Genomic DNA, 24,832 nt, shown 5'->3' on the forward strand with positions numbered 1-24,832 from the left:
CCCTCCCCGTCCGAAGGCTCAGCGCTGGGCGGCGATGGCGGCGCGGAACGCCTCCAGCACCTTGTCGGCGGGCTTGCCGCGCTTCTGCAGGTTGGCGGCCCAGTCCTTGGAGACCTCGTCGAAATTGTTGGCGAGGACCTTCTCCTGCTCGGGCGTGAACTTGACCATCAGCACGCCGTCCTTCTCGAGGCGCTTGGCAAGCTCGCCTTCCTCGGTGTCGAACTTGGCGCAGGCGTGGCCCACGGTCTCGTCGCCCGCCTTGGTGAGCGCGTCCTGGACGTCCTTGGGCAGCGCGTTCCACTTGTTGAGGTTGATGGAATAGGTGATGCCCACGGTGCCGAAGTTCTGGCCGATGGTGGAGGACTTCACCACCTTGTCGAGGCTGTAGGACACGGTGGAGGTGAAGGGCAGCAGCGCGCCGTCGATGGTGCCCTTGGTCATGGCGTCGAAGATTTCCGGCGGCGTCATGCGGATCGGCACGGCGCCGAGATTGCGCAGGCCGAGCTCCATGGGGCCGGGATTGGAGCGGATCTTGCGGCCCTTGAAGTCGTCGAAGCTCTTGAAGCCGGCCTTCTCGGAGAAGATCGCCTGATAGGGCGAGAGCGCCACCACATAGAGCACGCGCACGCCGTTGGGCTTGAACTCCAGGGTGTCGAGCAGGCCGCCGGGCTTGGCCAGCGCCCAGAACGCCTTGGCGCCCTCGCAGGAGGAGGCGAAGCCGCCGGGCAGCTCGGCCACGGCGCCGAGCGGCATCTTCTCCGAGGCGTAGCTCGGCACGATATAGCCGATGTCGGCAAGCCCGGTCTGGGTGACCGAGAGCAGGTCCTTCGCCTTGCCGAGCTGCTCGGCCGGGAAGTGCTGGAACTCCACCTTGCCGCCGGAGAGGGTCTTCACCCGGTCGAAGAAGAAGTGGGTGGCGTTCTTGGTGATGGAATGGCCGGCCGGCAGCGAATCGGCGAGCTTCAGCGTCACCTCGGCGGCGGACGCGGGCAGCGCGGCGAGAACGAGGGCGGCGGCGCCGGCGCGCAGAGCGAGGCGTTTGGACGGGGTGGTCATTCGGAGATCCTCCTTGGGAATGAGCGGGGTCGTTGGTCAGACCTTCTCGGCGTATGGCGGGGCGTAGATCACCAGCACGCGCACCGGCTCCGCGCTGGTGGCGACGAACACGTGCTCCATGCCGGCGGGAAAGAAGCAGCTGTCGCCCGGCCCCATCTCCAGCACCTGCCCGTCCACCTCGGCGCGCGCGGTGCCGGAGAGGAGGTAGCAGACCTGCTCAATGCCATCGTGGTGGTGCGGATGGGCGCCCTGGCCGGTCTCGACGGTGCCGAGCACCACCTCCAGCTGGCTGGCGCCCACGGTCTCGCGGCCGATCAGGCGGCGGTTGACGGTGCCGGAATGATTGGCGGGCGAATAGGTGCGCACATCGGCCTCGCGCACCAGGTAGTTGCGGGGGGTCTCGGACATGGGCTTCCTCCTCTTGGTCTAGTTCATGGTGCTGGGCAGCCAGAGCACCAGGCCCGGCCAGGCGATGAGGGCGGCGATGACGAGCAGGTGGGCGATCACGTGCGGGGCGATGCCGGCGAAGATCTCCTCCAGCGGCCGGCCGCTGTAGCGCGAGACCACGAACACGTTGAGCCCCAGCGGCGGCGTCACCATGCCCACCTCGGCGGTGACCACCACGATCACGCCGAACCACACCGGATCGAAACCCAGCGCCTTGATGGCGGGCACGGCGATGGGAACGGTGAGGATCAGGATCGCCAGCTGGTCCATGAAGCAGCCGAGGATGATGTAGACCAGCACGATCAACGCGATCACCACATAAGGCGAGACGTCGAGGCTGGTGATGAAGGCCACGGTCATCTGCGTGACCTGGGTGAGCGTCAGGAAGAAGCCGAAGATGTGGGCGCCGATGACGATCATCAGGATCATGCAGGTGGCGCGGGCCGAGCGGGCGAGCACGTGGCGCAGGGTCTTGTAGGTGAGCTTGCCCACCGCAAGGGTGAGCAGCAGCGCGCCGAAGGCGCCGAGCGCGGCCGCCTCGGTGGGGGTGGCGATGCCCACATAGATCACGCCCGTGACCAGGAACAGGAGCACCAGCATGGGGCCGACCTGCTTCAGCGCGACGAGCTTCTCGCGCCAGGAATAGGAATGGCCGGCCGGCGCCAGCGACGGGTCGTGCCACAGGAGCACATAGATCGTGGCGATGATGGCGAAGGTGACGAGGATGCCGGGGATCACGCCGCCGATCAAAAGGTCGGCGATCGAGACCTCGGCGATGATGCCGTAGAGCACCAGCGCGATGGAGGGCGGGATCAGCATGGCGAGCGTGCCGGAGATCGCCACCACGCCGCAGGAGAAGCGCGGCTCGTAGCCGGCGCGCATCATGGCGGGGATCGAGGTCGCCGAGAGCGCGGCCGCGGACGCCGTGCTCGATCCGGAGATGGCGCCGAAGCCGGCGCCGGCGAGCGCGGTCGCCACCGCGAGGCCGCCTTTCAGGCGTCCGATCCAGACCGACATGGCGTGGAACAGGCCGTCGGCGATGCCGCTCGCCACCACCAGCTCGGCCATGAGGATGAACATGGGGATGGCGATCAGCTCGTAGGAATTGGTGACCGAGAACGGCGTCGTCTCGAGCACGCCGACGGTGGCGACCGTGCCGGCGGTGACGAGCAGGCCGACGGCCCCGGAGACCGCCATGGCGAAGCCGACCGGCATGCCGATGGCGAGCAGCGCGAACAGCAGGCCGATGATCGCTAAGGACGTCATGACGTCTCCCTGGAAGGCGTATTCGTTCTGGTTTCGTTGGGCGCGGGGCGCCGGCCGGCGGCGATCAGGCGGGGTGCTGGCCCTTGCCGGGCGGGTGGATGAGGCGCAGCAGGCACAGCAGGACGATGGGCGCGGTGCCGATGGGCACCATCCAATAGGCGACCCAGATCGGCCACGGGATCAGGGTGGCCATCACCTCGCCCTGGGCGGTGCTGGCGAGCGCGCGGACGAGGCCGGTCCACAGGACGACGGCGAACAGCGCCGCGGCGAGGCCGTAGGAGATGCGGTCGCACAGGCGGCGCAGCCCCTCCGGCATGCGCAGATAGAGGATGTCCACGCGCACGTGCTCGTCGTGGCGCAGCGTGTCGGAGAGCGCGAAGAAGAACACGCCCACCATGAGGTAGAGCGAGATCAGATCGTAGGAGAAGCCGAGCGGGCTGTTGAACAGATAGCGCATGGCCACGTCCACGAAGACGATGACCATCATCGCGAACAGGCAGATGGCGCCGAGCGCCAGCAGGGCCGCCTCGTAGCGGGCGAGCGCGAGGGAGATGCGTCGGATCATCGGGCGTCGGCCCCTTTCTCGAAGAGCGCGAGGATGCGCTGGACCGCCTCGCCCAGGCTGGCGGCGATCTCCGGCCGGCGATCGAGCAGGCGGAAGTTCGGCCCCGCCACCGAGAGCGCGAGGCGTTCGCCGTCGAGCACCAGCGGCATGCCGACGCCGAGCACGTCGGGGGTGAATTCGGACAGGTTCTCGAACCAGCCGCGGGGCACCGAGGCGAGAATGTCGGCCTCCACGGCGGCGGCGTCCGGCAGGGTCGCGGCGCGGTAGCGGGTGAAGGCGACGGTCTCGAACAGCCGCGCCCGCTCGGCCGGGCTGTGGAGGCTGAGGATCGCCTTGCCGGCGGAGGTGGCCTGGACCGGGCGCCGGTCGCCCACCTGGGCGAAATAGCGCACCGGATGCTGGCTCTCGATCACCTCCAGATAGACGATCTCAGCGTCCACCCGGTGGGCCAGAAGCACGGTCTCTCCGGTGCGCTCCTGCAGGCGCACCAGCTCCGGCCGCATGCGGTCGACGAACGGGTCGTTGCGGGCGATGTCCTGCGCCATCACCAGCAGGCGCCGGGTCGGGTAGTAGCCGCCCCAGGCCCGCATCTCGTGGATCAGCCCCCTGCCCTCCAGCGTCTCCAGGAGATTGAAGGTCGAGGATTTCGGCAGGCCGAGCGCCTCGCTGATCTGCGACAGCGTGCGCGGCCGGCGCACCGCTGCGAACAGCTCGAGGATGGCGAGGAGGTTTTCGGCCTGTTTCACGATCATGAACTTTAATTCAGATACTCGAACAAAAGAGTCAAGACCGAGATTATATTGCGACGCAATAATGACGTGCTGCAGCGCGGCGAGGCGCGCCTGGGCGGCAGGTCATCCGCTGGAAGGGGGGCGGGTGGGAGGCCACGGGTGCGCCGCCCGTCGGACACCGCCGGCGCCCGGCGCTTTCCGGCATGTGCCGCGCGGTCAGGAGGATGGGTCAGGCGCCGCCGCCGGCGGTGCGGCGCGGCGGCCGGCGCCTTGCCGGTCCGAGCGATGCGCGGGCGGCCGGGATCATCACCGGCGGCGGCGCGGCACCGAAAGGCGGCAGGACTCGGGCGCCGGCGGCCGGAACCTCAAGGACCGGCGGCGGCGCATGCGCCGAAGCCGGCGCGGCGGCTCACAGCAGGCCGAGCGCGCTCAGCTCCCGGCGCAGGGCCTCGGGTAAATCGGCGCCGCTGCCGCCGGCGGCGAGGTCCGCAGGCGCGTCCTTGGCGGCGAGATAGCGCCAGCCCTGGAACGGCCGCGAGGGGCGCGGCACCACCGGCACCACCTCCTGGTCCAGCACCAGATGGCAGCGGCGGATGCCGTCGCCGTCCACGAACGGGCGGATGTCGAGCAGCGCCTGGCGCGCGCTCACCTGGCCCTTGATCACCCAATAGAGCGCGCCGCCCCCCAGCAGTTCGGCGGTGCGGGTGGGCACCATGCGGGTGGTGTGGGTCTGCTCGTAGACGCGCCCGGCGGCCGTCGCGGCGGCGCGCCGCTCGGCGATCCAGGATGCGAGGTCCTCGATGGACTCCGCGCCCACGCACAGCTTGAGAAGGTGAAGCGCCATGGCTCCTCTTAGAGCGCGATCCCATCAAATTATCAATTTGATCGGTGAATCGCGCTCCGGATTGACCAAGCCGCGCGCGCGCCGGCGGCTAAGCGGGGCGGCGGGCGGCCCCGTCATCCGCCGTCCGGCGGGCGCGCCTCACTGGGCGGCCGGGGGCGCGGCCTCGGGCTCCGCAGCCGCCGGCTGGGCCGGCCGGGCGGCCGGGGGCTGCGCGCGGGGCCGCGCCGGCGTGGTGGGCGCGGCCGAGACCGGCGGGCGCGGCGGCGGCAGCGGCGCCGCGGTGGCCGGGGGCGGCAGAGCCGGCGCCGGCTCGCGCGGCTCCACCGGCAGATTCACGGTCGGCGGTGGCTCGCCCGCGGGCGCGGCCTCGGCCGGCGCGGCGCCGCCCTGGGTCTTCTGGTCCACGAGGGGGAAGCCGAACGGGCCGGTGCGCGCGGGCGTGGTCACGGTGCCGCGATTGCGCGCGGTGCGCTCCCACATCGGCGTGTATTTGGCGACCAGCGCCGCATAGCGGCCGCCGGACAGGTTCGCCGTCACCTGCGTCACGTCGCCGAGAAAGGCCACCTGCGGGCAGGAGGACACCGAGCAGCTGCGCATGTCGAGCAGCATGGCGGCGACGATGCCGTAGGGATCGCGCTCCAGCGGCCGGCGCCAGACCGCGATCCGGTCCAGGAGGATGGGGCTCTTGCGGCGGCGGACGAACTCGAACGCATCCTCCACCAGCGCGAAGCGGGCGCGCAGCAGCGCCCGGGCGGCGGCGATGTTCTCCGGGCGCTCGAACAGCATCACCTCGCACGAGGCCTGGAGCGTCTCGTCGGCATTGATGCAGCCGAGCCCGGCTTCGGCGGTGGCCGCGTCCAGCGCGGCGGCGCGCACCTCGAGCGCCCGGGCCTCGGAGACCGTGTTGTTGGCCTGCACCTCCTTGAGGATGGAGGTGCCCACCGCCATGCCGCCGAGCAGCATGCCGATCAGCACGAACAGCGTGAGCGGACGCTCGGTCGGCTCGGCGCGCGCCAGCAGCACGAAGGCGAGCAGCGCCACCACCGCCGCGCCGACCACCACGACCCATCCCGGCAAGGTGACGCTCTGCGTCATGATGCCGAGGGTGTCGGCAATCCAGTTCATCGGCTCAACCTCTCGGACGTTTCCCAACGACCAACGTCCGGGCGGGGATCATGGTTCGGGCGGCCGCAGGAGGCAATGGCCAGCGCAAGTTGCACATCGATCGCCACGCCGCGGGCGGCCGGCGGCCGCGCCGCGGCAGGGTGCGCGCCCGACGCCTCAGCTCGCCCGGACGGCCGCCGGATCGAACCCGCCGAACAGATAGGCGAGGAGGATGCACAGGAGGAACAGGGCGAGCGCCGTGCGCGCGACGCCCCAGCAGGTACGCTCTTGAGAAAGGTTCATGATGGAGGTCGGTGGCCCGCTTGGTTGAAGCCCGCGCCCGCGAGGCGTGCCTTCGAGGCGCCGGGGACGGGAGCTTTAAGACTTTGTTAAGTGCACCGCAAGAGGCCGGTGGGACGCGTACACAAAACCTTTGTCGAAGGCTGCGTCGCGGCCGTGACGCGGTGCATCACGAAGGGGCGGCACGAACGCTTTTGCGGCGGCGCGCCGGCACCGAATCGCTCCCGCTTCGCCCCCGGCCCGCTCTGTCCCCCTTGGCCGAAGGCGCCGCATTGGCTACCCATGCCGGCACCGCCTTCAGATAAGAGCGCCCGTTTCCCGTTCAATGGGAGGCCGCCGCCACCCCGCCGAGAGCCTTATGACCCAATCCCCCAGCGACCGGGCGCCCGCGCCCCGAAAGACCGAGGCCGAGGCCGCTGGCGCGACGCCGGCACGCCTGCCGGACGAGGCGGCGATGGAGGCGGCGATCCTCGATCTCGCCGCCAAGGCCGGACCGGGCAAGACCATCGGCCCCGAGGAGCCCGCGCGCGCCCTCATGCCGCCCGGCGAATGGCAGCGCGCGCTGCCGGTGGTGCGCCGGGTGGCGGTGCGGCTCGCCCGCGCCGGGCGCCTGATGATCTACCGCAAGGGCAAGCAGGTCGATCCCGACGCCCTGCGCGGCGTGTTCCGCCTCGGCCTGCCGCGCGACGACTGAAAGCGCCGCGCCGGTGCCCCGGTCAGGGCGCGGGGAACAGCGCGTCGGTCTTGCCGGTGAGATAATAGACCAGGAGCCCCACCCACTCCTTCAGCCCGGTGTCGGTGAAGTCGAGCCCGGTCGCCGCGCGCGAGAAATTGCCCCAGAGCCCGCTTGGACCCACGGTGCGGAAGTCCACCGGATAGGCGGTCACCGGGAAGCCGGCCTTGCGGAAGCAGCCCATGGCGCGCGGCATGTGCGCGGCGCTGGTGACGAGCAGCCAGCGCTCGCCTGGCTTCGGCTGCAGCAGGGCCTTGGCGAAGCGGGCGTTCTCCTCGGTGTTGCGGGACTTGTCCTCGAACGCGACGCGCGCCGGGGCGATGCCGAGGTCGGGAAGGGTGGCGCGGATCATCTTCGCCTCCGCGCCCTCGATGCCGCCGAGCTTGCCGGAGCCGCCGACGAAGGCGAGCCGCGCCTCGGGGAAGCGCCGCGCGAGGTCGGCGAAGGCGATCGCCCGCTCGCCGGCATCGGCGAAGGCGGGAACCCCGCGCGCCAGCCCCACCTCCGGCATCTCCGCCCCGCCCAGCATGATGACGCCGTCCACCGGCCGCCCGTCGTCCCGGAAGATGGGGAAGCGCTCCTCCAGCGGCGAATAGAGGTAGTTGCCCGCCGGCGAGAAGCCGAACACCAGGAGGCCGAAAACGCTCACCGCCAGCAGCACGCGCCCGGCCCGCTTGGCGCCGAAAGCGAGCAGCACGAGCGCCAGCGCGGCGAGCAGCACCAGCAGGTTCGAGGGCGCGATGAGGAACCAGAAGATCTTTGAGACCGCGAAGAAATCCATCGGGCGCGCCGCCTCCTTGGGGCCGGAGCCGGGGGCTCCGTTGGAAGGCGGCCAGCTTTAGCCGGCCCGTTCGCATTTGCGAAGGGGCCGGCGCCTCACGATCTCAGGCGGTCTTCTCGAACAGCTGCCGGCCGATCAGCATGCGGCGGATCTCGCTGGTGCCGGCGCCGATCTCGTAGAGCTTGGCGTCGCGCAGCAGGCGGCCGGTGGGATAGTCGTTGATGTAGCCGTTGCCGCCCAGGGTCTGGATCGCCTCCAGCGCCATCCAGGTGGCCTTTTCCGCCGCATAGAGGATGGCGCCGGCGGCGTCCTCGCGGGTGGTGGCGCCCCGGTCGCAGGCCTGCGCCACCGCATAGACGTAGGCGCGGGTGGCGTTCATGGTCACGTACATGTCGGCGATCTTGCCCTGCATCAGCTGGAAGGTCCCGATCGGCTGGCCGAACTGCTTGCGCTCGTGGACATAAGGCAGCACCACGTCCATGCAGGCCTGCATGATGCCCACCGGGCCGGCGGCGAGCACGGCGCGCTCATAGTCGAGCCCGCTCATGAGCACGTTGACGCCCTTGCCCACGGTGCCGAGCACGTTCTCCTCCGGCACCTCGCAATCCTGGAACACCAGTTCGCCGGTGTCGGAGCCGCGCATGCCGAGCTTGTCCAGCTTCTGGGCCGTGGAGAAGCCCTTATAGCCCTTCTCCACCAGGAAGGCGGTGATGCCGCGCGGGCCGGCGGCGGGGTCGGTCTTGGCGTAGACCACCAGGGTCTCGGCGCACGGGCCGTTGGTGATCCACATCTTCGAGCCGTTGAGGACGTAGCGGTCGCCCTTCTTCTCGGCGCGGGTGCGCATTCCGACCACGTCCGAGCCGGCGCCCGGCTCCGACATGGCGAGCGCGCCCACATGCGCGCCGGAAATCAGCTGCGGCAGATACTTCGCCTTCTGCGCCGGCGAGCCGTTGCGGCTGATCTGGTTGACGCACAGGTTCGAGTGCGCGCCGTAGGACAGGCCCACCGAGGCGGAGGCGCGGGAGATCTCCTCCATGGCGATGACGTGCTCGAGATAGCCGAGGCCCGAGCCGCCATATTCCTCCTCCGCCGTGACGCCGAGCAGGCCCAGCGCGCCGAGCTTGGGCCACAGGTCGCGGGGGAATTCATTGGTCTTGTCGATCTCGGCGGCGCGCGGGGCGATCTCGGCATCCGAGAAGGCGCGCACCGTGTCGCGCAGCATGTCGGCGGTCTCGCCGAGATGGAAATCGAACGTGGGCTGGCTGTTCGGCACCATCTTCTGGTTTCCTCCCTCACCCTTTATGGCGCGCACGCGCCTGCGGCGCGAGCCCCGGCGGCGGCCGGGGCCCACCCGAAGCGCCGGACGGCGGCCCGCGCGGGCGAAGAATAAAACGAATGTACGTTTTTTCAACGGGGCAGATTCGCACTTCGATCGTCCCCGTCCAAGGAACGCCGCGCCGGCGCCACTGGCACGCCACGTTTGGTAAAGCAGCGATTCACCGATCGCCCGCAACACTGGACCGGATGGGACCTGCCACCCGCGCCGCTCGACCGGCCGGCGCGGCCGGTGCCCGGCACGCTGGCAAGGAGAGACCTTCATGGCCTCGATGATGAAGCTGCTCGCAACGGCGCTCGCCGCCGCGACCCTGCTCGGGATGGCGGCGCCGGCGCGCGCCGCCGGCCTTGGCACCGGCGCGGCGCAGCTTGCGCCCGCCGCGGCGGAGGTGATTAAGGTGGGCTATTGGTATCGCGGCCGCTGGTACGGCGAATGCTGGAATTGCGGCCCGCCCAGCGGCGCCGCCGTGGGCGCGGGCATCGCCCTCGGCATCCTGGGCGGCGCGGCGATCGCCGGGGCCGCCGCGGCACCGCCCCCGCCCACCGTCTACTACCAGCCGCCGCCGGCGGTATATCTCGAGCCCGCGCCCGCCCCTGGCCGGTGCTGGGTGCAGACCGACCCGCGCGGCTACGGCTACTGGTCGCCCTGCTGACGCCAGCGCCCCGCTTCGTCTGGCGCGCCTTTCGGCGCGTCAGTGCGACAGCGTCTGCGCCAGCCCAACCATGAGCGGCATGGTGACCGCCGCGGCAAGGATCTGCACGGTGAGCATCTCCGCCAGCAGCGGCGCGTCGCCGCCCATCTGCCGCGCCAGCACATAGCCGGCCGGCGCCGAGGGGACCGCGGCGGTCACCACCACCACCGCCAGCTCGATCGGCGTGAGCCCGAGCGCCAGCCCCAGGGCAATGGCGATGGCCGGCTTCACCAGCAGCTTCAGCACCGTGGCGAGATAGACCGCGGGCTTCGGCCGGGCGAGCTGGGCGACCGAGAGCCCGCCGCCGACCACGATCAGCCCCACCGCCAGCGAGGCGCGCCCGAGCACGTCGCCGAACTCGATCACCACCGCCGGAATCGGGATCGCGGCATAATTGATGAGCGCGCCCACCAGGCACGCCCAGATATAGGGGTTCTGCACCAGCTGGCGCAGCACGCCGAGAAGCGTCGGCGCCTCCCGCCCGGCGAAGTGGGCGAGCACCACCACGGCGATCACGTTGAGCACCGGGATCATCGCCACCAGCGCCACCGCGGCGATGGTGATGCCCTCGGCGCCGTAGAGCCCGCCCGCCACCGCCAGCGCGATGTAGGTGTTCCAGCGGAACGAGCCCTGGTAGAGCGAGGTGAAGGCCGGCCCGTCGAGCTTGAACATGGCCATCACCGGCCGGTTCAGGGCGACGATGGTCACCGACAGGGCCAGCACCGCGCCGAGCAGCGTGCCGGTGACCGCCAGCACATTGACCTTGGAGAGGTCCGCCTTCACCGCCGAGACCACCAGCAGCGCGGGAAACAGCACGAAATAGGTGAGCCGCTCCAGCCCCGCCCAGTGCAGCGGATCCTTCAGCAGCACGTGCCGCAACACTGCGCCGAGCGCGATGATGAGGAAGACCGGAACCAGGGCGGTGAGGATGATGGACATGGCACGCAACTGAGGACCGGGGCGCGGGAGGCTCCCGGAGCGCCCCGTCATAGAGGCCGGCGGGGCGGAAGGAAACCGTCCTGTTTCCTTTTCCCGCGCCGTCCCGCTTTGGCACGGCCCGGCCGCGGAACGAGAACAGGCGCGGGACGGACCGTGTCCGAATCACCGGCGCGGCCAAGGTCCCGATCCGTTCCGCCTATGCCCGCGGCCGGCCGCCGGAGGGCGCCGGCCGGCTCAGTCCTCGGGCGGTTCGGCCTCGGCGCGCAGGCGGTCGAGGAAATCGAGCGCGCCTTCCAGGATGAACAAAGCGGCGTGCTGGTCCACCACGGCGGCGCGGCGCGCCCGGCTCATGTCGGCGGCGATCAGCGCGCGCTCCACGGCGGCGGTGGACAGCCGCTCGTCCCACAGGGCGATGGGGCGGCGGGACAGGCGCGCGAAATTGCGGGCGAACGCCCGGCTCGCCTGGGCGCGCGGCCCCTCGCTGCCGTCCATGTTGAGCGGCAGGCCGAGCACGAACGCCACGGCCCGGCGTTCGTCCGCCAGCGCGAGGAGGCGCAAGGCGTCGGCGGTGAACTTGGTGCGCTTCACGGTCTCCACCGTGGTGGCGATGCGCCGGTCCGGGTCGCTCGAGGAGACGCCGATGGTCTTGGTGCCGAGGTCGAGCCCGATCAGCGCCCCGCGCTCCGGCAGCAGCGCCGCCGCCTCGGCCAGCGGTAGCACCGGCGCGGGCGCGGGGACGACATCAGAAGGCGGCGGCGGGGGTGTCGGCATGGGGCTCCGGCGTGGGTTTCTGGCGCGCCGCACCCTCGCGTGTTTCGCCGCGCGGCGCCAGAGGCAGCGCCCTCACCCCCCATCCACCACCGCCAGGAACGCGCTGCCGTAGCGCTCCAGCTTGGCCTCGCCGACGCCGGAAATGTCGCCGAAGGCGGCGAGCGAGCGCGGGCGCAGGCGCGCCACCTCCATCAGCGTCGTGTCGTGGAAGATCACATAAGGCGGCACGCTTTGGGCGCGGGCGATCTCGAGCCGCAGCGCCTTGAGGCGGCGGAACAGCGCCTCGTCGGCGGGATCGGAGAGCTGGGCGCGCGGCGCGCGCTCGCCGCCGCCGGTGCGGGCCGGGCGGGCGCGGGCCTCGGCCTTCAGCTCCACCTTCTCCTCGCCGCGCAGAACCGGGCGGCACTTCTCGGCGAGGCCGAGCGCGCCATGCCCCTCCACGTCCACCACCAGATGCCCCATGGCCACCAGCTGGCGCACCACGGCGCGCCAGTCGTCGCGCGAGAAGTCCTTGCCGATGCCGAAGGTGGAGATCTTGTCGTGGCCGAACTTCGCCACCTTGTCGGTGGCGTTGCCGAGCAGCACGTCGATCACGTGGCCGGCGCCGAACCGTTCGCCGGTGCGGTAGACGCAGGACAAGAGCTTGCGCGCCGCCTCGGTGCCATCGAAGGTCTTGGGCGGCGCGAGGCAGGTGTCGCAATTGCCGCACGGCTCCTTCAGGTCCTCCTCGAAATAGGACAGCAGCACCTGGCGCCGGCACCTTGCGCTCTCGCACAGGCCGAGCAGCGCGTCGAGCTTGGCGCGCTCCACGCGCTTGCGCGCGTCGGGGGCGTCGGACGATTCCACGAACTGGATCAGCTTCGCCACGTCCTCCAGGCCGTAGAGCAGCAGCGCCTCGGACGGCAGCCCGTCGCGGCCGGCGCGGCCGGTCTCCTGGTAATAGGCCTCGATGCTCTTGGGCAGATCGAGATGGACCACGAAGCGCACGTCCGGCTTGTCGATGCCCATGCCGAAGGCGATGGTCGCCACCATGATGATCCCCTCCTCCTTGAGGAAGCGGTCCTGGTTGCGCGCGCGGGTCTCGCCGTCGAGGCCGGCATGGTAGGGCAGCGCCGTGCGGCCCTCGGTGGACAGCATCTCGGCGGTGGCCTCCACCTTCGCCCGGCTCATGCAATAGACGATGCCGGCCTCGCCGTCGTGGTCGTCCAGGAAGGCGCGCAGCTGGGCGCGCGGATTGTCCTTGGGCACGATGCGGTAGCGGATGTTCGGCCGGTCGAACGAGGACAGGAACACCCTGCCCTCCTCCAGCGCCAGGCGCTCGACGATCTCGCGCCGGGTCGGCCCGTCCGCGGTCGCCGTAAGCGCGATGCGCGGCACCGCCGGGAAGCGCTCGTGCAGCACCGTCAGCTGGCGGTATTCGGGCCGGAAGTCGTGGCCCCATTGGGAGACGCAGTGCGCCTCGTCGATCGCGAACAGCGCGATGCGCGCGCCGTCGAGCAGGGTCAGGAAGCCCTCGGTGAGCAGCCGTTCGGGCGCCACATAAAGCAAATCGAGCTCGCCCATGGCGAGCTGCCGCTCCACCTGGCGCGCGGCGGCGGGCGCCAGCGAGGAATTGAGCATCGCCGCCTTCACGCCCAACTGGCGCAGCGCCTGCACCTGGTCGTGCATCAGCGCGATCAGCGGCGAGACGACGATGCCGGTGCCCGGCCGCACCAGAGCCGGCACTTGGTAGCACAGCGACTTGCCGCCGCCGGTGGGCATCAGCACCAGCGCATCGCCGCCGCCGCAGACATGGGCGACGATCTCTTCCTGCCGGCCGCGGAAGCGCTCGAAGCCGAACACGTGGCGCAATACGTGCGCGGGCGTCTGGGCGGAGGGGGCGTGAGCGGTCATGGCGCCTTATAGCCGCGCCCGGAGCCCGGGCAATGGGCAGACCTCGAACGGCGCCGCGCCGGGAGCATCGGCGCGGCGCCCGCGATCGGACGTGGATCGGTGCAAAGCGGGTGAGCTGCCGTCATGCCCCGGCTTGTCCGGGGCCTCAACGCCACCCCTGGGCGAGCGGTGTGGTGGACCCTGCGGACAAGCCGCAGGGGGACGCGATCACCGGGCCGCCGCCCCGCTCACACCTCGAAGCTGCCGCCGACCGCAGGCGCCTCGACCTTCACCGGATGGTCCTTCAGGGCGTCGATGAAGCCGGAGGGGTCCTGCACCAGCAGCGGGAAGGTGGCGTAGTGGCAGGGCACCACGGTCTCCACCCCGGGCAGGAAGCGCTTCACCGCCAGCGCGGCGGTTCTCGGGCTCATGGTGAAGCGGTCGCCGATGGGCAGGATCACCACCTTCGGTTCGTGGATCTCGCAGATCAGCGCCATGTCCGAGAAGATGTCGGTGTCGCCCATGTGCCAGAGCGTCGGCTCGCCCGGCGCCTTGACGATCAGGCCGGAGGGGTTGCCGAGATATTCCGCCGGGGTGGCGTTGCCGCCCGAGGAATGGTCCGCGCGCACCATGGTGACGGTGAAGCCGCCCATGTCCACGGTGCCGCCGGTGTTCATGAAGGCGGTGGAGCCGACGCCCTGGCCGGCGAGGTAGGTGCAGATCTCGGGATTGGCCACCACCGGGATCTCGCGCGCCGCGTCGGCCGCCTCCTCGACGATGGCGACGGTGTCGCCCACATGGTCGCCGTGGCCGTGGGTCAAAAGGATGTGGGTGACGCCCCGCGCCGCCTCCTGCCGCGTGCCCTTGAACACCGGATTGCCGGTGAAGAACGGATCGATGAGCACCGCCTTGCCCGAGAAGTCCAGACGGAAGGCGGCATGACCGAGCCAGGTGATCTTCATGGATTTCAACCCCGTGGAGCCGGAGAAAGGGAGGGGAAGGCGGCCGGAGTATCGAAGAAGCCGCCCGCCGGTGCAATGCGCGATGCGCGCTCAGACGGGGATGAAAGCCCTGCCCGACGCCGCTTGGCGCGCCGCGCGCCAGAGCCCGAACGGCCGCCGCAGCGGCGAGAGGCCGGCCATCTCCCGGAACGGATCGCGCACCTTCGCCAGCGCCTTGAGATCGCCCGCCACCAGGGCCAGCGGCAGGAAAGGGGCGGCGATGCCGGCGCGGCCGGCGATCGTGTCGAACGCCGCGCCGGCGGCGGACAGGTGCCGCAGCGCCTCCGCGCGCAGGTCCGCGAGCGCGGCGAGAAGCGCGGGCGTCGGCGTGCCCGAGACCGCCGCGTCCCGGCCGATGCCGTGGCGCGCGAGCAGATCCAGCGGCAGGAAGCACTGGCCGCGCGCCGCATGGATCGGGAACGCGCGCATCAGCCCGGTGAGCGCCAAGGCGACGCCGCCATGGCCGGACGCGTCCCCCGCCTGCGCGGCGGCGGCGGGGGAAATCGCCAAAGCGGCGAGCTGAAGCAGCGCCGACGCGGTCTCGCCCGCATAGCCTTCGAGATCGCTCAGGCTCGGCATGGGATCGTCGTAGAGGTCGAAGATGCGGGCATCGGTCAGCGCGGCGAGGCTCGCGCGCGGCAGCGAACAGCGGGCGATGGTGTCGAGCAGGGCCGCGGCAACGGGATGGCCCTCCACCTCGCCCCAGCCCTCGCCCTCGATCACCTCGCGCCACCAGGCGAGGCGCACCTCGCCGGGCAGCGCCTCGCGCGCCACCTCGCGCACCCGCGCCACCTCCACGTTGAAGGCGGCGAGCGCGTTGAGGTGCGGCCGCGCGGCGGCGGGCGCGAACAGCGCCGCGAGGAAGCGGTCGCGGTCCTGGGCGCGCACCAGATCGGCGCAATATGCGTAGGCGGCCTCGAGCGACATGGCGGGGTGCCGGAGCCTAGACTGGCTTGGTGCGGAGCGGCGGCCGATCCGCGTGAGGAAAGCGTGTCATTGCAGGGACATGGAGCATTTCTCGGGAGTGCTGACGCAGGGCCCTGCTGTCCGCGGTCATGCAGCAAACGCCCGAGCGGGCGAAAGTGCCAGCCTCGGGGCGGAAAAATCGCCGCGCACCGCCCTCAGAGCGCCACCAACGCCGCGCCCACCGGGCGGCCTTCGGCGAGCAGCACGTTGTAGGTGGAGGCCGCCGCCGGCGTCGGCATCAGCTCGAACCGCAGGCCCGCCGCCCGCAGCAGCGCCTTCAGATCCTCCTTGAGGTGCGCCGGGTCGCGCCCGGTGCCGAGGAACAGCAGCTCGAAGGCGCGCGCCTCGGCGATGACGGGCGCCAGCGCCGCGCCGTCGAGGTCGCGGAACGAGCCCACCGGCCAGGGGCGCACGCCCGAGGGCAGCGCCAGGATCGAGCCCGCATAAGACATGCCGGAGAAATGGAAGAAGCGCTCGCCATAGCCGTCGATCGGCACCTGCCGGGGCAGGAAGGGCGCCGCCGCAGACGCCGGGACGGATTGCAGCTCAGGCGGCGCATCGGGCCGCGGATCGGGCCGTTCTTGCCGGCCGGCCATGCTCAGCCCTTCTCGGCGTCGCCCGGCGGGCGTGCCGCCGCGCCCTCGCCCGGCTTCGACCCATCGGCCGCCGGACCGGCCGTGGGCGCGGCTGCCGGCGCCTCGGCCGTGCCCTCCGGGACGGATCCCGCCGCCGGGTCCTTGGCGGGCCCCTTCGCCGGCGCCGTAGCGGGCGTCTCGGCCGGAGCCTTGGCCGGAGCCTTCGCGGGGGCCTTGGCCGCCCCCTTGGCGGGCGCCTTGGCCGCGCGGGCCTGGCCCTTGGCCGGCGCCTTGGCGGCAGGGGCCGCCGGCGCCTTGGCCGCGGCCGCGCCGGCCGGTGCCGGGCCGGAGATCGCCGCCGGCGCCTCGGCCTCAGCCTGCGCCTTCATCAAGGCGGCGACCTCGTCCACCTCGAGCAGGTCCTCGCCCGCCGGCCGTTCCGCCTTGGCGACGTCCGGCTTGGCGACGGTGGAGGCGCGCAGGCCGAGATGGATCAGGATCGGCGCCGCCACGAAGATGGTGGAATAGGTGCCGATCACCACGCCCACGGTCATGGCGAGCGAGAAGCCGCGCAGCACCTCGCCGCCGAAGAAATAGAGCGCGAGCGTCGCGAAGAAGGTGGTGGTGGAAACGATGATGGTGCGCGAGAAGGTGGCGTTCACCGCCGTGTCGAGCAGCTCCGGCAGCGGCATCTTCTTGTAGCGCCGCAGCATCTCGCGGATGCGGTCGTACACCACCACCGTGTCGTTGAGCGAGTAGCCCATGATGGTCAGGATGGCGGCGATCGACGTCAGGTCGAAGTCGATCCCGAACGCGGAATAGACCATCAGGGTGACGAAGATGTCGTGCATGGTCGTGACGAGGGCGCCGACCGCGAACTGCCACTCGAAGCGGAACCACAGATAAGCGAGCACGGCGAAGGCGCCGAGCACCATGGCGAGGATCGACTGGCGCACCAGTTCCTCGGACACCGAGGGGCCGACCGTCTCCACGCGGCGCACCGAATAGTCCGCCCCGAGCGAGCCGCGCACCTTGGCGATGGTCGCCTGCTGCGCCTCCTCCGAGCCCGACTGGCCGATGCGGATCAGCACGTCGCGCGGCGAGCCGAACTCCTGGATCTGCACGTCGCCGATGTCGAGGTCGGTCAGGTGCTCGCGCAGCGCGCCGATGTCGGCCTGCGGCTGGGCCGACTGCGCCTCGATCAGCGTGCCGCCGCGGAAGTCGATGCCGAGGTTGAAGCCCACCGTGGCGAACAGCAGCACCGCCACCACGGACATCGCCGCCGACAGCGGGAACGTCCAGTGGCGCAGGCGCATGAAGCGGATGTTGGTCTGCGCCGGAATGTAGTCGATCAAGGGCATGTTCGGCGCCTTCAGATGGGCAGCTTGGCCGGCCGCCGCCACTTCACCCAATAGGCGATCATGAGCCGCGTCAGGGTGTAGGCGGTGAACATGGTGGTCAGAAGGCCGAGAATGTAGGTGACGGCGAAGCCGCGCACCGGGCCCGAGCCGCCCATCAGGAACAGGATGACGGCGGTGGCGAGCGAGGTGACGTTGGCGTCGACGATGGTGCCGAGTGCGTTCACGAAGCCCTTGTCGATGGCCGAGATGGCCGAGCGACCCTCGCGCGCCTCGTCACGGATGCGCTCGAAGATCACCACGTTGGAATCCACCGCCATGCCGATGGTCAGGATCACGCCGGCGATGCCGGGCAGCGTCAGCGTCGCCCCGAGCATGGACTGGAGCGAGAACATGAGCGTGATGTGGATCACCAGCGCGATCAGCGCGAACACGCCGAACAGGCCGTAGACCGCGATCATGAACACGGCGACGAGGCCCGAGGCCACATAGGCCGCGACCTTGCCGCTCTCGATGGAATCGGCGCCGAGGCTCGGGCCCACGGTGCGCTCCTCCACCACCTTGAGCGGGGCCGGCAGCGCGCCGGCGCGCAGCAGGATGGCGAGGTCGTTGGCCTGCTGCACGGTGAAGCCGCCGGAGATCTGGCCCGAGCCGCTGAGGATCGGCTCGCGGATCACCGGGGCGGAGATCACGTGGTTGTCGAGGACGATGGCGAAGGGCCGCCCCACCGCCTCCTGGGACACCGCGGCGAAGCGCCGCGCGCCGTTGGAATTGAAGCGGAAGGAGACGATCGGCTCGCGATTCTGCTGGTCGAAGCCCGGCTGGGCGTCCACCAGGTCCTCGCCGGAGACGCGCACCTGCTTCTCCACCAGATAGGGCTCGCCGTTCGGCCCCTCCAGCACCTCCGAATCCACCGGCGGGCGGCCTTCCAGCGCCTGCTGCGGCGACATGGACATGTCGACCATGCGGAACGAGAGCTTGGCGGTCTGCCCGAGCAGCGACTTCAGACGCTGCGGATCCTGCAGGCCCGGCACCTGGACCAGGATGCGGTCCGCGCCCTGGCGCTGGATGTTGGGCTCCACCGTGCCGAGCTGGTCGATGCGGCGGCGGATGATCTCGATCGACTGGTCCACCGCCGAGCGGATGCGGGCGTTGAGGCCGGCCTGGGTCAGGGTCACGCTCACCGCGCCGTCGGCGCCGGAGGCGATCGTGAGGTCCATCTCGCCGGTGGAACTGCCGAACAGGGAGTCGGTGACCGGCACGGCGAGCTTGCGCAGCTCGGTCACCGCCTTCTGGGTGTCGGCGGGATCGCGCACCCGCACGTTCACGGTGGTGTCGCGCACCGCGAGGTTGGAATAGCCGATCTTCTGGTCGCGCAGCACGCGCCGCACCTCGTCGCGCACCTGCTCGGCGCGCTCCTTCACCAGCGCCGGCCCGTCCACCTCCAGCAGGATGTGCGAGCCACCCTGCAGGTCGAGGCCGAGCGTGACGTGGCTCGCGGCGAGCCAGGACGGCAATTGGGCGAGCACGTTCGGCGGCAGCACGTTGGGCAGGGCAAACAGGATGCCGAGCGCCGTGATGACGAGGATGGCCGCGGTCTTGAAGCGGGAGAAGTGCAGCATCGGGCGTGCAGTCTATGGCAGGTTCACGCGTCGCCGGATCACACGTTCGGAGGCGGGATGACCTCGTCCTTGGCCGGCTCGCCCTTGGCGCGCACCGAGGCGATGTGGGCGCGCAGCTGGCGCACCTTCACATTGTCGGCGATCTGGAGCTCCACCTCGTTCTCGTCGATCACCCGGCTGACCTTGCCGACCAGTCCGCCGGCGGTCACCACCACGTCGCCGCGGCGCAGCGCGTTGACCATTTCCTGATGGGCCTTGGCGCGCTTCTGCTGGGGACGCAGGATGAGGAAGTACATCACCACGAAGATCAGCAGGAACGGGGCGAGCTGAATGAGCATGTCGGCACCGCCGCCGGCGGCCGGTGCGCCCTGGGCGAAAGCGGGCGAGATGAACATGAGCATCCTCGTTCTGGTTCGTGGGGGTCAACAAAGCCGCGCCCCCGGCGGGGTCCGGCGAAGCGGCCGGACTATACCGGGCGGCCCGTCGAATGCAAACGCACGTCCGCGCGCGGCTTCGCGGGCATATTCCGTTAGGGAACTTTGCGGCCCCGGCGGCCGCCCGCGCACTTGACCGGAGCGGCGAATAAGGCTCCCAAAGGAGGGCCGGCGGCGCGCCGGCGCCTCCATTTGCGGACGCGGAACGCCCGATGCAGCCCAACCGGATCGCCGAAGACCTCCTGGCCGCCCTGCGCTTCTATTCGCGCCTGCCGGTCGCGCCCAAGGCGCAGGGCGCCGGCGCCTACGGCCCGCCGGACCTCGACCGCATCGCCTACGCCATCCCGCTGGCCGGCGCCGTGATCGGCCTGATCGGCGCGGCGATGCTGCTGATCGGCGACGCGGCCGGCTTCGGCGGCGATCTGGCGGCGGTGCTGGCGGTGGCCGCCATGGTGCTCGCCACCGGCGCGGTGCACGAGGACGGCCTCGCCGACACCGCGGACGGCTTCGGCGGCGGACGGGACACGGCGCAACGGCTCGCCATCATGCGCGACAGCCGCATCGGCGCCTATGGCGCCACCGCGCTCGGCCTCGCGCTGCTGCTGCGCGTCGCCGGCCTGTCGCAATTGCTGTGGGCCGCCGGGCCGCTGCGCGCGGCGCTCACCCTCGCCGCCGCCGCTGCCGCCTCGCGCGCCGCCGGCATCCTGCTGCTGCGCGCTCTGCCGCCGGCCCGCGCCGACGGCGCCTCGGCCGGCGTCGGCCAGCCATCGCCCGCGGCGGCGGCCGCCTGCGCGCTGGTGGCGGCGCTGGTGGTGATCGTGGTGCTGGTGCCGAGCTACGGCGTCGGCGCCGCCTTCGCCGGCCTGATCGCGCCTTTGCTCGCGCTTTTCGTCATGGTGCGGCTGTCGCAGCGGATGATCGGCGGCCAGACCGGGGACGTGGCGGGCGCCACCCAGCAGGTGGCCGAGATTGCGTTTCTGCTTGGCGTTCTTATGTTCGCCCGAAACGCCTGAGCGCCAGCCGGCGCGTCCTTGCGAGCCCGCGCCGCCACATACCCGGTCGCCGAACAGATGCCCGACGCCGAAGCCGCCCCCATCCTCACGCCCTGCGTGCGCATCTGCGCGCTCGATCCCATGAGCGGGCTGTGCCTGGGCTGCGGGCGCAGCACGCGCGAGATCGGCGCCTGGCCCTCGCTCTCGCCGCAGGTGCGCGCCACCATCATGGCGGCCCTGCCGGCCCGCCTCGAGCGGCTCAAGGCGGAGCGGCCGGGCCTGTTCTCCGACGGCCCGCCGGACGACGACGATGCGCGGTGACCGGCTGCTCTGGCTGCTGCTGCTGGGCCTGTTCGGCGGCGTGGCGGTGCTCGCGGTGCACCACGAGCAGGGCTCGGTCGCCGGGCTCGACCTCGACCAGTTCGCGAGCCTGGTGGCCAAGCTCTCGATCGCCATCTTCATCGGCGCGTTCGCCTGGTCCATGTTCCGCGGCCGGGTCGGCGAATCGCTGCTGGCGGCGGCGTTCTGGGTGGTGCTCGCGGCGTTCCTCGCGCTCGCTTACACCTATCGCGCGCCGCTGCGCGCGGTGGCCGAGCGGGTCGTCAGCCAATTGGTGCCGGGCTACGTGGTGCCGCGCCTCGAGGGCGCCCGGGTCACCGTGGAGGTGACGCGCGGGGCGGCCGGCGACTTCGCCGTGCGCGCGGCGGTGAACGGGGCGAGCGTCCCCATGCTGGTGGACACCGGCGCCACCTCGGTGGTGCTCACCCACGCCGCCGCCAAGGCGGCCGGCCTGCCGGTGGAGTTCCTCACCTACGACGTGGCGGTGGAGACCGCCAACGGGCGCACCAAGGCCGCCGCCGTCACCCTCGACAACATCATCGTCGGCGGCATCGTCGAGCGGCATGTGCCGGCTCTGGTCTCGCCGCCGGGCGTGCTGCGCACCAGCCTGCTCGGCATGACCTTCCTCACCCGGCTCGACGGCTTCGAGTTCCGCGGCGACCAGCTGATGCTGCGCGGCGCCGCGCCCTGAGAAGCGGCGGTCGGCATCCGCCCATCGGACCGCTTCAATCCTGTGGCATCCGACCTTAGATTCGCCCCAGGCAGGGGGGACGAAGGGCACAGCGATGCGAGAGCCGAGCGAGAGCGACCGCCTGAAGGAGCACGCGATCCTGTTCGCCCTGCTGCTCGACGTGAGCGTGTTCCTGCCCTACGCCGTCACGGTCTGGCGCATCGGCTCCCTCGCCATGCTGGCGGAGCTGCTGCGGGGCGGCCTGCTGCTGATCGTGGAAGCCGCCGCGCTCGCGACCCTGCGGGCGGTGCATCGCGGGCGGACCTATTTCTACGAGTTCGGCGTCGGCAAGCTGGAGCGCATGCTCTCGGCCGGCATCGGCGTGCTGCTGATCGCGGCGGCGGGCGTCATCGTCGCCAAGGTGGTGGTCGCGCATGAGCAGCCGGAGCTGCCCCCCGCCTGGGCCGCCGCCGCGATCGCGCTGGTGGTCTACAACCTCGTGACCAACGTGCTGCCGCTCGCGCCGCTGTGGCGGGCGACGCGCGCGGGCACCTCGATCATCGTGGCGTCCCAGTTCCGGGGGCGGGTCGCCAAGGCGGCGGCCTCGGTGACGGTGGTGGCGTGCGTGGCCGTCGACGCCCTTTCCGGCGACCGGGAGCTGGCGCGGGTCGCGGACGATGTCGGCGGCCTGGTGGGCGCGACCTTCATGGTCGTGGTGGGCGCGCACATGATCTACGAGGCGCTGCCGGACCTCCTGGACCGCGCGCTCGCCGAGCCGCTCCAGGTCAAGGTGAACGCGGCGCTCGCCGCCTCCTTCGAGAGCTACGAGCAATTGATCGGCGTGCGCACCCGCCGCTCCGGCTCGGTGTCGCACGTGGAGATCACGGTGGCGTTCGATCCCGCCCGCACCATCGCCGACGTGGGCGCCGCCACGGAGGGGATGCGCAACGCCCTGCGCCACGCCATCCCCGAGGTCGACGTGGTGGTGATCGCCGTGCCCGTGGCCGGGACACCACCGGCCGGCAGCGCCTGAGCCCGCTCAGAGCATTTCGAGCGCGCCTTTGCGCCGCGGCGGCGGGAAGTCGGCGTCGATGGCGGCGAGGTCGTCGGCATCGAGCGCGAGGTCGCGCGCCGCCGCATTGGCCTCCACATGGGCGATGCGGCTCGCTTTGGGGATGGCGATCACGTCCGGGCGCCGCATCACCCAGGCGAGCGCCACCTGGAACGGATCGACGCCGTGCTTCTTCGCCACCGCCCCCAGCGCCCCGCCGCGCGGCAGGCGCGCCTGCTCGATGGGGCTGTAGGCCATGATGGGGATGCCGTGGCGCCCCAGCAGCGGGAACAGGTCGAACTCCGGCCCGCGCCGGGCCGGGTTGTAGAGCACCTGGTCGGCGGCGCAGGCGCCGCCGCCGGCGGCGAACAGCGCCGCCATGTCGTCGGCGTCGAAATTGCTGACGCCGTAGTGGCGGATCTTGCCCGCCGCCTGCAGCGCCTCGAAGCCGGCCACGGTCTCGGCGAGCGGATGGCTGCCGGGCCAGTGCAGCAGATAGAGGTCGATGCGGTCGGTAGCGAGCCGCTTCAGCGAGCGCTCGCAGGCGGCGACGACGCCGGCGCGGCTGGCATTGTGCGGATAGACCTTGCTGACCAGGAAGACGGCGTCGCGCCGGCCCTTCACCGCTTCGCCCACCACCATCTCCGCCCCGCCGTCGCCATACATCTCGGCGGTGTCGATGAGGGTGAGGCCGAGGTCGATGCCGGCCCGAAGCGCCGCCACCTCGTCCGCCTTGCGGCGCGCCTGCTCGCCCATGAACCAGGTGCCCTGGCCGAGCGCGGGCACGCGCTCGCCCCCCGGCAACGTCACGCTTTTTGCCATGCGACATCGATCCTTGCTGGGGCTGCGACCATAGCCGAGCGGGCGCGCCGGACCAAGATGGGGTCTTCCGCCGGCGCCCTCGCGCCTTGCACTATCCGCTTGCGATGGGAATAAAAATCGCGTCAGGTCGGCGGATAATACTGGTTGGAGGAAGAAGTGGCAGTGCCCTACCCGCATCGGCGGTCCCTCATCCACGCCGGAAACTTGGCCCGTGTGCTCACGGCCTCGGTGTTTGCCTGGTCCACCATCGCCTACCCCGCGCTGGCGCAGGCGCCGCAGCAGCCGCCCGCCGAGCCGCAGGCTCAGCCGGCGCAACAGCCGCAGGCCCCGGCGCCGCAGGCGCAACCGGCCCAGGCCGCACCGCCGGTGGGCGCGCCGCCGCAGGCGCCGGCCGATGCCGCCGCGCCGATCCCGGCGGACGCGCCGTCTTACTCGGTGAGCGACCTCGAATACATCTTCGGTCCGATCGCGCTCTATCCCGACCCGCTGCTGGCGATCCTGATGCCCGCCACCGCCTTCCCCGAGCAGCTGGTGGCTGCCAGCAAGTGGATCGCCGACAACCCGGCCGCGGTGAAGGCCCGGGACTTCTCCGCCGTGGACAAGATGGGATGGGACGCCTCGGTGCAGGCGTTGGTGCGCTTCCCGGACGTGGTCACCCTGCTGGCGAGCCACATGGAATGGACCGAATCCATCGGCTATGCCTTCGTGCGCCAGCCGCAGGACGTCTCGACCGTGGTCCAGATGCTGCGCGCCAAGGCGCAGGAGCTCGGCAACCTGAAGACCACGCCGCAGCAGGTGGTGTCCACCCGCCAGGAGAACGGCAAGCAGGTGATCTACATCACCCCGTCCAATCCCGAGACCATCTACGTTCCGACCTACGATACCTCCACCATCTTCACCACCGCGGCGGTGGGCGCCCTGGTGTTCGGCACCGGCGTGCTGGTGGGCTCCGCCTGGAACAACCGCTGGGGCTGGAACAACCGCTACTGGAACAATGTCTGGGTGGTGCCGCCGGCGTGGCGCCGCCCGCCCCATTGGGGCTGGGGCGGTCCCGGGCCGCGTCCGCCGGCCTGGGGGCCGGGTCCGTGGCGGCCGGGGCGCCCCGGCGCGCCGCCTCCGGGCCGTCCGGGTGGTCCGGGCGGACCCATCGGCGGACCGGGTCGTCCCGGCTTCCCGGGTGGTCCGGGCGGACCGGGCGGTCCAGGCCTTCCGGGAGGCCCCGGCGGCCCCGGTCGCCCCGGCCTTCCGGGTGGACCGGGCGGTCCCGGCGGACCTGGCCGGCCCGGCGTTGCGCCCCCGGCGCGTCCCGACCGTCCTGCCACCGTCCCGCCCGCGCGCCCCGGTCAGGGCGCCGGCCAGAACCGGCCGAGCGCCGGGCAGAATCGGCCCAGCACCCAGCGTCCCAGCCAGGGGGCGCGGCCCCGGCCCCAGCAGGCGCGCCCGCAGAATGCCCGGCCGCGGCCCCAGAAGGCGCGCCCGCAGCAGCGCGCCCGTCCGCAGGGCGGCGCCCGGCCGTCCGGCGGCGCGAGGCCGCATCGCGGCCGCTGAGCGCGACACGCCCGCGGG

Annotated in this window: 27 protein-coding genes; 7 read left to right on the plus strand and 20 right to left on the minus strand. The window is 71.5% G+C overall.

Annotation, left to right across the window (positions count from 1 at the left end; genetic code table 11):
• Nucleotides 1–18 precede the first annotated feature (18 nt).
• From ABLE88_RS01755 to ABLE88_RS01790, 8 genes are all read right to left on the minus strand, one after another.
• Nucleotides 19–1,056, minus strand: coding sequence for a TRAP transporter substrate-binding protein (locus tag ABLE88_RS01755; protein WP_348829654.1), 1,038 nt, complete (start codon nucleotides 1,054–1,056; stop codon nucleotides 19–21).
• Between the two features lie 36 nt (nucleotides 1,057–1,092).
• Nucleotides 1,093–1,464 (minus strand): cupin domain-containing protein, encoded by a 372-nt coding sequence (locus tag ABLE88_RS01760; protein ID WP_348829655.1) that lies wholly within the window; start codon nucleotides 1,462–1,464, stop codon nucleotides 1,093–1,095.
• An 18-nt stretch (nucleotides 1,465–1,482) separates the two neighbouring features.
• On the minus strand, nucleotides 1,483–2,769 hold the full coding sequence (locus tag ABLE88_RS01765; protein WP_348829656.1) for a TRAP transporter large permease: 1,287 nt from the start codon (nucleotides 2,767–2,769) through the stop codon (nucleotides 1,483–1,485).
• 64 nt (nucleotides 2,770–2,833) lie between these two features.
• On the minus strand, nucleotides 2,834–3,334 hold the full coding sequence (locus tag ABLE88_RS01770; RefSeq protein WP_348829657.1) for a TRAP transporter small permease: 501 nt from the start codon (nucleotides 3,332–3,334) through the stop codon (nucleotides 2,834–2,836).
• A complete protein-coding gene (locus tag ABLE88_RS01775) occupies nucleotides 3,331–4,086 on the minus strand; it encodes an IclR family transcriptional regulator (RefSeq protein ID WP_348829659.1) in 756 nt (251 codons plus the stop codon). The genes ABLE88_RS01770 and ABLE88_RS01775 overlap by 4 nt, the downstream gene beginning before the upstream one ends.
• A 388-nt stretch (nucleotides 4,087–4,474) precedes the next feature.
• Nucleotides 4,475–4,909 carry a DUF1489 family protein gene (locus tag ABLE88_RS01780; RefSeq protein WP_348829660.1) on the minus strand — a complete coding sequence of 145 codons (435 nt, stop codon included), beginning with the start codon at nucleotides 4,907–4,909 and terminating at the stop codon, nucleotides 4,475–4,477.
• Between the two features lie 138 nt (nucleotides 4,910–5,047).
• On the minus strand, nucleotides 5,048–6,034 hold the full coding sequence (locus ABLE88_RS01785; RefSeq protein WP_348829661.1) for a hypothetical protein: 987 nt from the start codon (nucleotides 6,032–6,034) through the stop codon (nucleotides 5,048–5,050).
• A gap of 156 nt (nucleotides 6,035–6,190) precedes the next feature.
• Complete coding sequence (locus tag ABLE88_RS01790; RefSeq protein ID WP_348829662.1) at nucleotides 6,191–6,316, minus strand: hypothetical protein; 126 nt, start codon at nucleotides 6,314–6,316, stop codon at nucleotides 6,191–6,193.
• 355 nt (nucleotides 6,317–6,671) lie between these two features.
• On the opposite strand from ABLE88_RS01790, the gene ABLE88_RS01795 reads away from it, so the two are divergent.
• Nucleotides 6,672–7,007, plus strand: coding sequence for a DUF3253 domain-containing protein (locus tag ABLE88_RS01795; RefSeq protein ID WP_348829663.1), 336 nt, complete (start codon nucleotides 6,672–6,674; stop codon nucleotides 7,005–7,007).
• Between the two features lie 22 nt (nucleotides 7,008–7,029).
• Here the strand turns inward: ABLE88_RS01795 and ABLE88_RS01800 are convergent, their stop codons facing one another.
• Both ABLE88_RS01800 and ABLE88_RS01805 read right to left on the minus strand, forming a co-directional pair.
• Nucleotides 7,030–7,827 carry a YdcF family protein gene (locus tag ABLE88_RS01800; RefSeq protein ID WP_348829664.1) on the minus strand — a complete coding sequence of 266 codons (798 nt, stop codon included), beginning with the start codon at nucleotides 7,825–7,827 and terminating at the stop codon, nucleotides 7,030–7,032.
• Between the two features lie 103 nt (nucleotides 7,828–7,930).
• Nucleotides 7,931–9,103 carry an isovaleryl-CoA dehydrogenase gene (locus tag ABLE88_RS01805; protein WP_348829665.1) on the minus strand — a complete coding sequence of 391 codons (1,173 nt, stop codon included), beginning with the start codon at nucleotides 9,101–9,103 and terminating at the stop codon, nucleotides 7,931–7,933.
• Between the two features lie 322 nt (nucleotides 9,104–9,425).
• Here ABLE88_RS01805 and ABLE88_RS01810 point away from each other — a divergent pair, with 322 nt between their 5' ends.
• Nucleotides 9,426–9,815, plus strand: coding sequence for a hypothetical protein (locus tag ABLE88_RS01810; RefSeq protein WP_348829666.1), 390 nt, complete (start codon nucleotides 9,426–9,428; stop codon nucleotides 9,813–9,815).
• A gap of 39 nt (nucleotides 9,816–9,854) precedes the next feature.
• Here ABLE88_RS01810 and ABLE88_RS01815 read toward each other — a convergent pair whose 3' ends face one another.
• The 9 genes from ABLE88_RS01815 to yajC all read right to left on the minus strand — a co-directional run bounded on the left by ABLE88_RS01815 (nucleotide 9,855) and on the right by yajC (nucleotide 19,353).
• Entirely contained in the window at nucleotides 9,855–10,793 is a 939-nt protein-coding gene (locus ABLE88_RS01815) for an AEC family transporter (RefSeq protein WP_348829667.1), read from the minus strand.
• Between the two features lie 234 nt (nucleotides 10,794–11,027).
• A complete protein-coding gene (ruvX, locus tag ABLE88_RS01820; protein ID WP_348829668.1) occupies nucleotides 11,028–11,564 on the minus strand; it encodes a Holliday junction resolvase RuvX in 537 nt (178 codons plus the stop codon).
• A 72-nt stretch (nucleotides 11,565–11,636) separates the two neighbouring features.
• The gene (gene recQ, locus ABLE88_RS01825; RefSeq protein WP_348829669.1) at nucleotides 11,637–13,457 is read right to left on the minus strand and encodes a DNA helicase RecQ; all 1,821 of its coding nucleotides are present in this window, start codon (nucleotides 13,455–13,457) and stop codon (nucleotides 11,637–11,639) included.
• Between the two features lie 227 nt (nucleotides 13,458–13,684).
• A complete protein-coding gene (locus ABLE88_RS01830) occupies nucleotides 13,685–14,398 on the minus strand; it encodes a metal-dependent hydrolase (protein ID WP_348829671.1) in 714 nt (237 codons plus the stop codon).
• A 90-nt stretch (nucleotides 14,399–14,488) separates the two neighbouring features.
• The gene (locus tag ABLE88_RS01835; RefSeq protein WP_348829672.1) at nucleotides 14,489–15,364 is read right to left on the minus strand and encodes a phytoene/squalene synthase family protein; all 876 of its coding nucleotides are present in this window, start codon (nucleotides 15,362–15,364) and stop codon (nucleotides 14,489–14,491) included.
• Between the two features lie 194 nt (nucleotides 15,365–15,558).
• Nucleotides 15,559–15,999 (minus strand): Mth938-like domain-containing protein, encoded by a 441-nt coding sequence (locus ABLE88_RS01840; RefSeq protein WP_348829674.1) that lies wholly within the window; start codon nucleotides 15,997–15,999, stop codon nucleotides 15,559–15,561.
• Nucleotides 16,000–16,001: 2 nt separating this feature from the next.
• Entirely contained in the window at nucleotides 16,002–17,339 is a 1,338-nt protein-coding gene (gene secF / locus ABLE88_RS01845; protein ID WP_348829675.1) for a protein translocase subunit SecF, read from the minus strand.
• 11 nt (nucleotides 17,340–17,350) lie between these two features.
• Nucleotides 17,351–18,958, minus strand: coding sequence for a protein translocase subunit SecD (gene secD / locus ABLE88_RS01850; protein WP_348829677.1), 1,608 nt, complete (start codon nucleotides 18,956–18,958; stop codon nucleotides 17,351–17,353).
• A 38-nt stretch (nucleotides 18,959–18,996) separates the two neighbouring features.
• Nucleotides 18,997–19,353, minus strand: coding sequence for a preprotein translocase subunit YajC (yajC, locus tag ABLE88_RS01855; RefSeq protein ID WP_348829679.1), 357 nt, complete (start codon nucleotides 19,351–19,353; stop codon nucleotides 18,997–18,999).
• Nucleotides 19,354–19,604: 251 nt separating this feature from the next.
• On the opposite strand from yajC, the gene cobS reads away from it, so the two are divergent.
• The 4 genes from cobS (at nucleotide 19,605) to ABLE88_RS01875 (ending at nucleotide 22,426) form a co-directional block, all read left to right on the plus strand.
• Nucleotides 19,605–20,405 carry an adenosylcobinamide-GDP ribazoletransferase gene (gene cobS / locus ABLE88_RS01860; protein ID WP_348829681.1) on the plus strand — a complete coding sequence of 267 codons (801 nt, stop codon included), beginning with the start codon at nucleotides 19,605–19,607 and terminating at the stop codon, nucleotides 20,403–20,405.
• A gap of 57 nt (nucleotides 20,406–20,462) precedes the next feature.
• Nucleotides 20,463–20,705 carry a DUF1289 domain-containing protein gene (locus ABLE88_RS01865; RefSeq protein ID WP_348829682.1) on the plus strand — a complete coding sequence of 81 codons (243 nt, stop codon included), beginning with the start codon at nucleotides 20,463–20,465 and terminating at the stop codon, nucleotides 20,703–20,705.
• Nucleotides 20,695–21,414, plus strand: coding sequence for a TIGR02281 family clan AA aspartic protease (locus ABLE88_RS01870; protein ID WP_348829683.1), 720 nt, complete (start codon nucleotides 20,695–20,697; stop codon nucleotides 21,412–21,414). Before ABLE88_RS01865 ends, ABLE88_RS01870 begins: the two co-directional genes overlap by 11 nt.
• A gap of 94 nt (nucleotides 21,415–21,508) precedes the next feature.
• The gene (locus tag ABLE88_RS01875; RefSeq protein WP_348829685.1) at nucleotides 21,509–22,426 is read left to right on the plus strand and encodes a cation diffusion facilitator family transporter; all 918 of its coding nucleotides are present in this window, start codon (nucleotides 21,509–21,511) and stop codon (nucleotides 22,424–22,426) included.
• A gap of 6 nt (nucleotides 22,427–22,432) precedes the next feature.
• Here ABLE88_RS01875 and ABLE88_RS01880 read toward each other — a convergent pair whose 3' ends face one another.
• A complete protein-coding gene (locus tag ABLE88_RS01880; protein ID WP_348829686.1) occupies nucleotides 22,433–23,266 on the minus strand; it encodes an aldo/keto reductase in 834 nt (277 codons plus the stop codon).
• A gap of 213 nt (nucleotides 23,267–23,479) precedes the next feature.
• On the opposite strand from ABLE88_RS01880, the gene ABLE88_RS01885 reads away from it, so the two are divergent.
• Entirely contained in the window at nucleotides 23,480–24,814 is a 1,335-nt protein-coding gene (locus ABLE88_RS01885) for a DUF3300 domain-containing protein (RefSeq protein WP_348829687.1), read from the plus strand.
• The last annotated feature ends 18 nt before the right edge of the window (nucleotides 24,815–24,832 follow it).

Source organism: Xanthobacter luteus, from assembly GCF_040049235.1.
In the GTDB taxonomy this organism is placed as follows: Bacteria; Pseudomonadota; Alphaproteobacteria; order Rhizobiales; family Xanthobacteraceae; genus Xanthobacter.

Bases quoted from the DNA above. Each gene is read 5' to 3' on its own strand.
- cobS (WP_348829681.1), top strand. From the start codon at position 19,605: ATGCAGCCCAACCGGATCGCCGAAGACCTCCTGGCCGCCCTGCGCTTC.
- ABLE88_RS01785 (WP_348829661.1), bottom strand. From the start codon at position 6,034: ATGAACTGGATTGCCGACACCCTCGGCATCATGACGCAGAGCGTCACC.
- ABLE88_RS01865 (WP_348829682.1), top strand. From the start codon at position 20,463: ATGCCCGACGCCGAAGCCGCCCCCATCCTCACGCCCTGCGTGCGCATC.
- ABLE88_RS01795 (WP_348829663.1), top strand. From the start codon at position 6,672: ATGACCCAATCCCCCAGCGACCGGGCGCCCGCGCCCCGAAAGACCGAG.
- ABLE88_RS01840 (WP_348829674.1), bottom strand. From the start codon at position 15,999: ATGGCCGGCCGGCAAGAACGGCCCGATCCGCGGCCCGATGCGCCGCCT.
- ABLE88_RS01835 (WP_348829672.1), bottom strand. From the start codon at position 15,364: ATGTCGCTCGAGGCCGCCTACGCATATTGCGCCGATCTGGTGCGCGCC.
- ABLE88_RS01780 (WP_348829660.1), bottom strand. From the start codon at position 4,909: ATGGCGCTTCACCTTCTCAAGCTGTGCGTGGGCGCGGAGTCCATCGAG.
- ABLE88_RS01770 (WP_348829657.1), bottom strand. From the start codon at position 3,334: ATGATCCGACGCATCTCCCTCGCGCTCGCCCGCTACGAGGCGGCCCTG.
- ABLE88_RS01805 (WP_348829665.1), bottom strand. From the start codon at position 9,103: ATGGTGCCGAACAGCCAGCCCACGTTCGATTTCCATCTCGGCGAGACC.
- secF (WP_348829675.1), bottom strand. From the start codon at position 17,339: ATGCCCTTGATCGACTACATTCCGGCGCAGACCAACATCCGCTTCATG.
- ABLE88_RS01765 (WP_348829656.1), bottom strand. From the start codon at position 2,769: ATGACGTCCTTAGCGATCATCGGCCTGCTGTTCGCGCTGCTCGCCATC.
- recQ (WP_348829669.1), bottom strand. From the start codon at position 13,457: ATGACCGCTCACGCCCCCTCCGCCCAGACGCCCGCGCACGTATTGCGC.
- ABLE88_RS01830 (WP_348829671.1), bottom strand. From the start codon at position 14,398: ATGAAGATCACCTGGCTCGGTCATGCCGCCTTCCGTCTGGACTTCTCG.
- ABLE88_RS01800 (WP_348829664.1), bottom strand. From the start codon at position 7,827: ATGGATTTCTTCGCGGTCTCAAAGATCTTCTGGTTCCTCATCGCGCCC.
- ABLE88_RS01760 (WP_348829655.1), bottom strand. From the start codon at position 1,464: ATGTCCGAGACCCCCCGCAACTACCTGGTGCGCGAGGCCGATGTGCGC.
- ABLE88_RS01790 (WP_348829662.1), bottom strand. From the start codon at position 6,316: ATGAACCTTTCTCAAGAGCGTACCTGCTGGGGCGTCGCGCGCACGGCG.
- ABLE88_RS01775 (WP_348829659.1), bottom strand. From the start codon at position 4,086: ATGATCGTGAAACAGGCCGAAAACCTCCTCGCCATCCTCGAGCTGTTC.
- ABLE88_RS01815 (WP_348829667.1), bottom strand. From the start codon at position 10,793: ATGTCCATCATCCTCACCGCCCTGGTTCCGGTCTTCCTCATCATCGCG.
- secD (WP_348829677.1), bottom strand. From the start codon at position 18,958: ATGCTGCACTTCTCCCGCTTCAAGACCGCGGCCATCCTCGTCATCACG.
- yajC (WP_348829679.1), bottom strand. From the start codon at position 19,353: ATGTTCATCTCGCCCGCTTTCGCCCAGGGCGCACCGGCCGCCGGCGGC.
- ABLE88_RS01870 (WP_348829683.1), top strand. From the start codon at position 20,695: ATGCGCGGTGACCGGCTGCTCTGGCTGCTGCTGCTGGGCCTGTTCGGC.
- ABLE88_RS01880 (WP_348829686.1), bottom strand. From the start codon at position 23,266: ATGGCAAAAAGCGTGACGTTGCCGGGGGGCGAGCGCGTGCCCGCGCTC.
- ABLE88_RS01875 (WP_348829685.1), top strand. From the start codon at position 21,509: ATGCGAGAGCCGAGCGAGAGCGACCGCCTGAAGGAGCACGCGATCCTG.
- ruvX (WP_348829668.1), bottom strand. From the start codon at position 11,564: ATGCCGACACCCCCGCCGCCGCCTTCTGATGTCGTCCCCGCGCCCGCG.
- ABLE88_RS01755 (WP_348829654.1), bottom strand. From the start codon at position 1,056: ATGACCACCCCGTCCAAACGCCTCGCTCTGCGCGCCGGCGCCGCCGCC.
- ABLE88_RS01810 (WP_348829666.1), top strand. From the start codon at position 9,426: ATGGCCTCGATGATGAAGCTGCTCGCAACGGCGCTCGCCGCCGCGACC.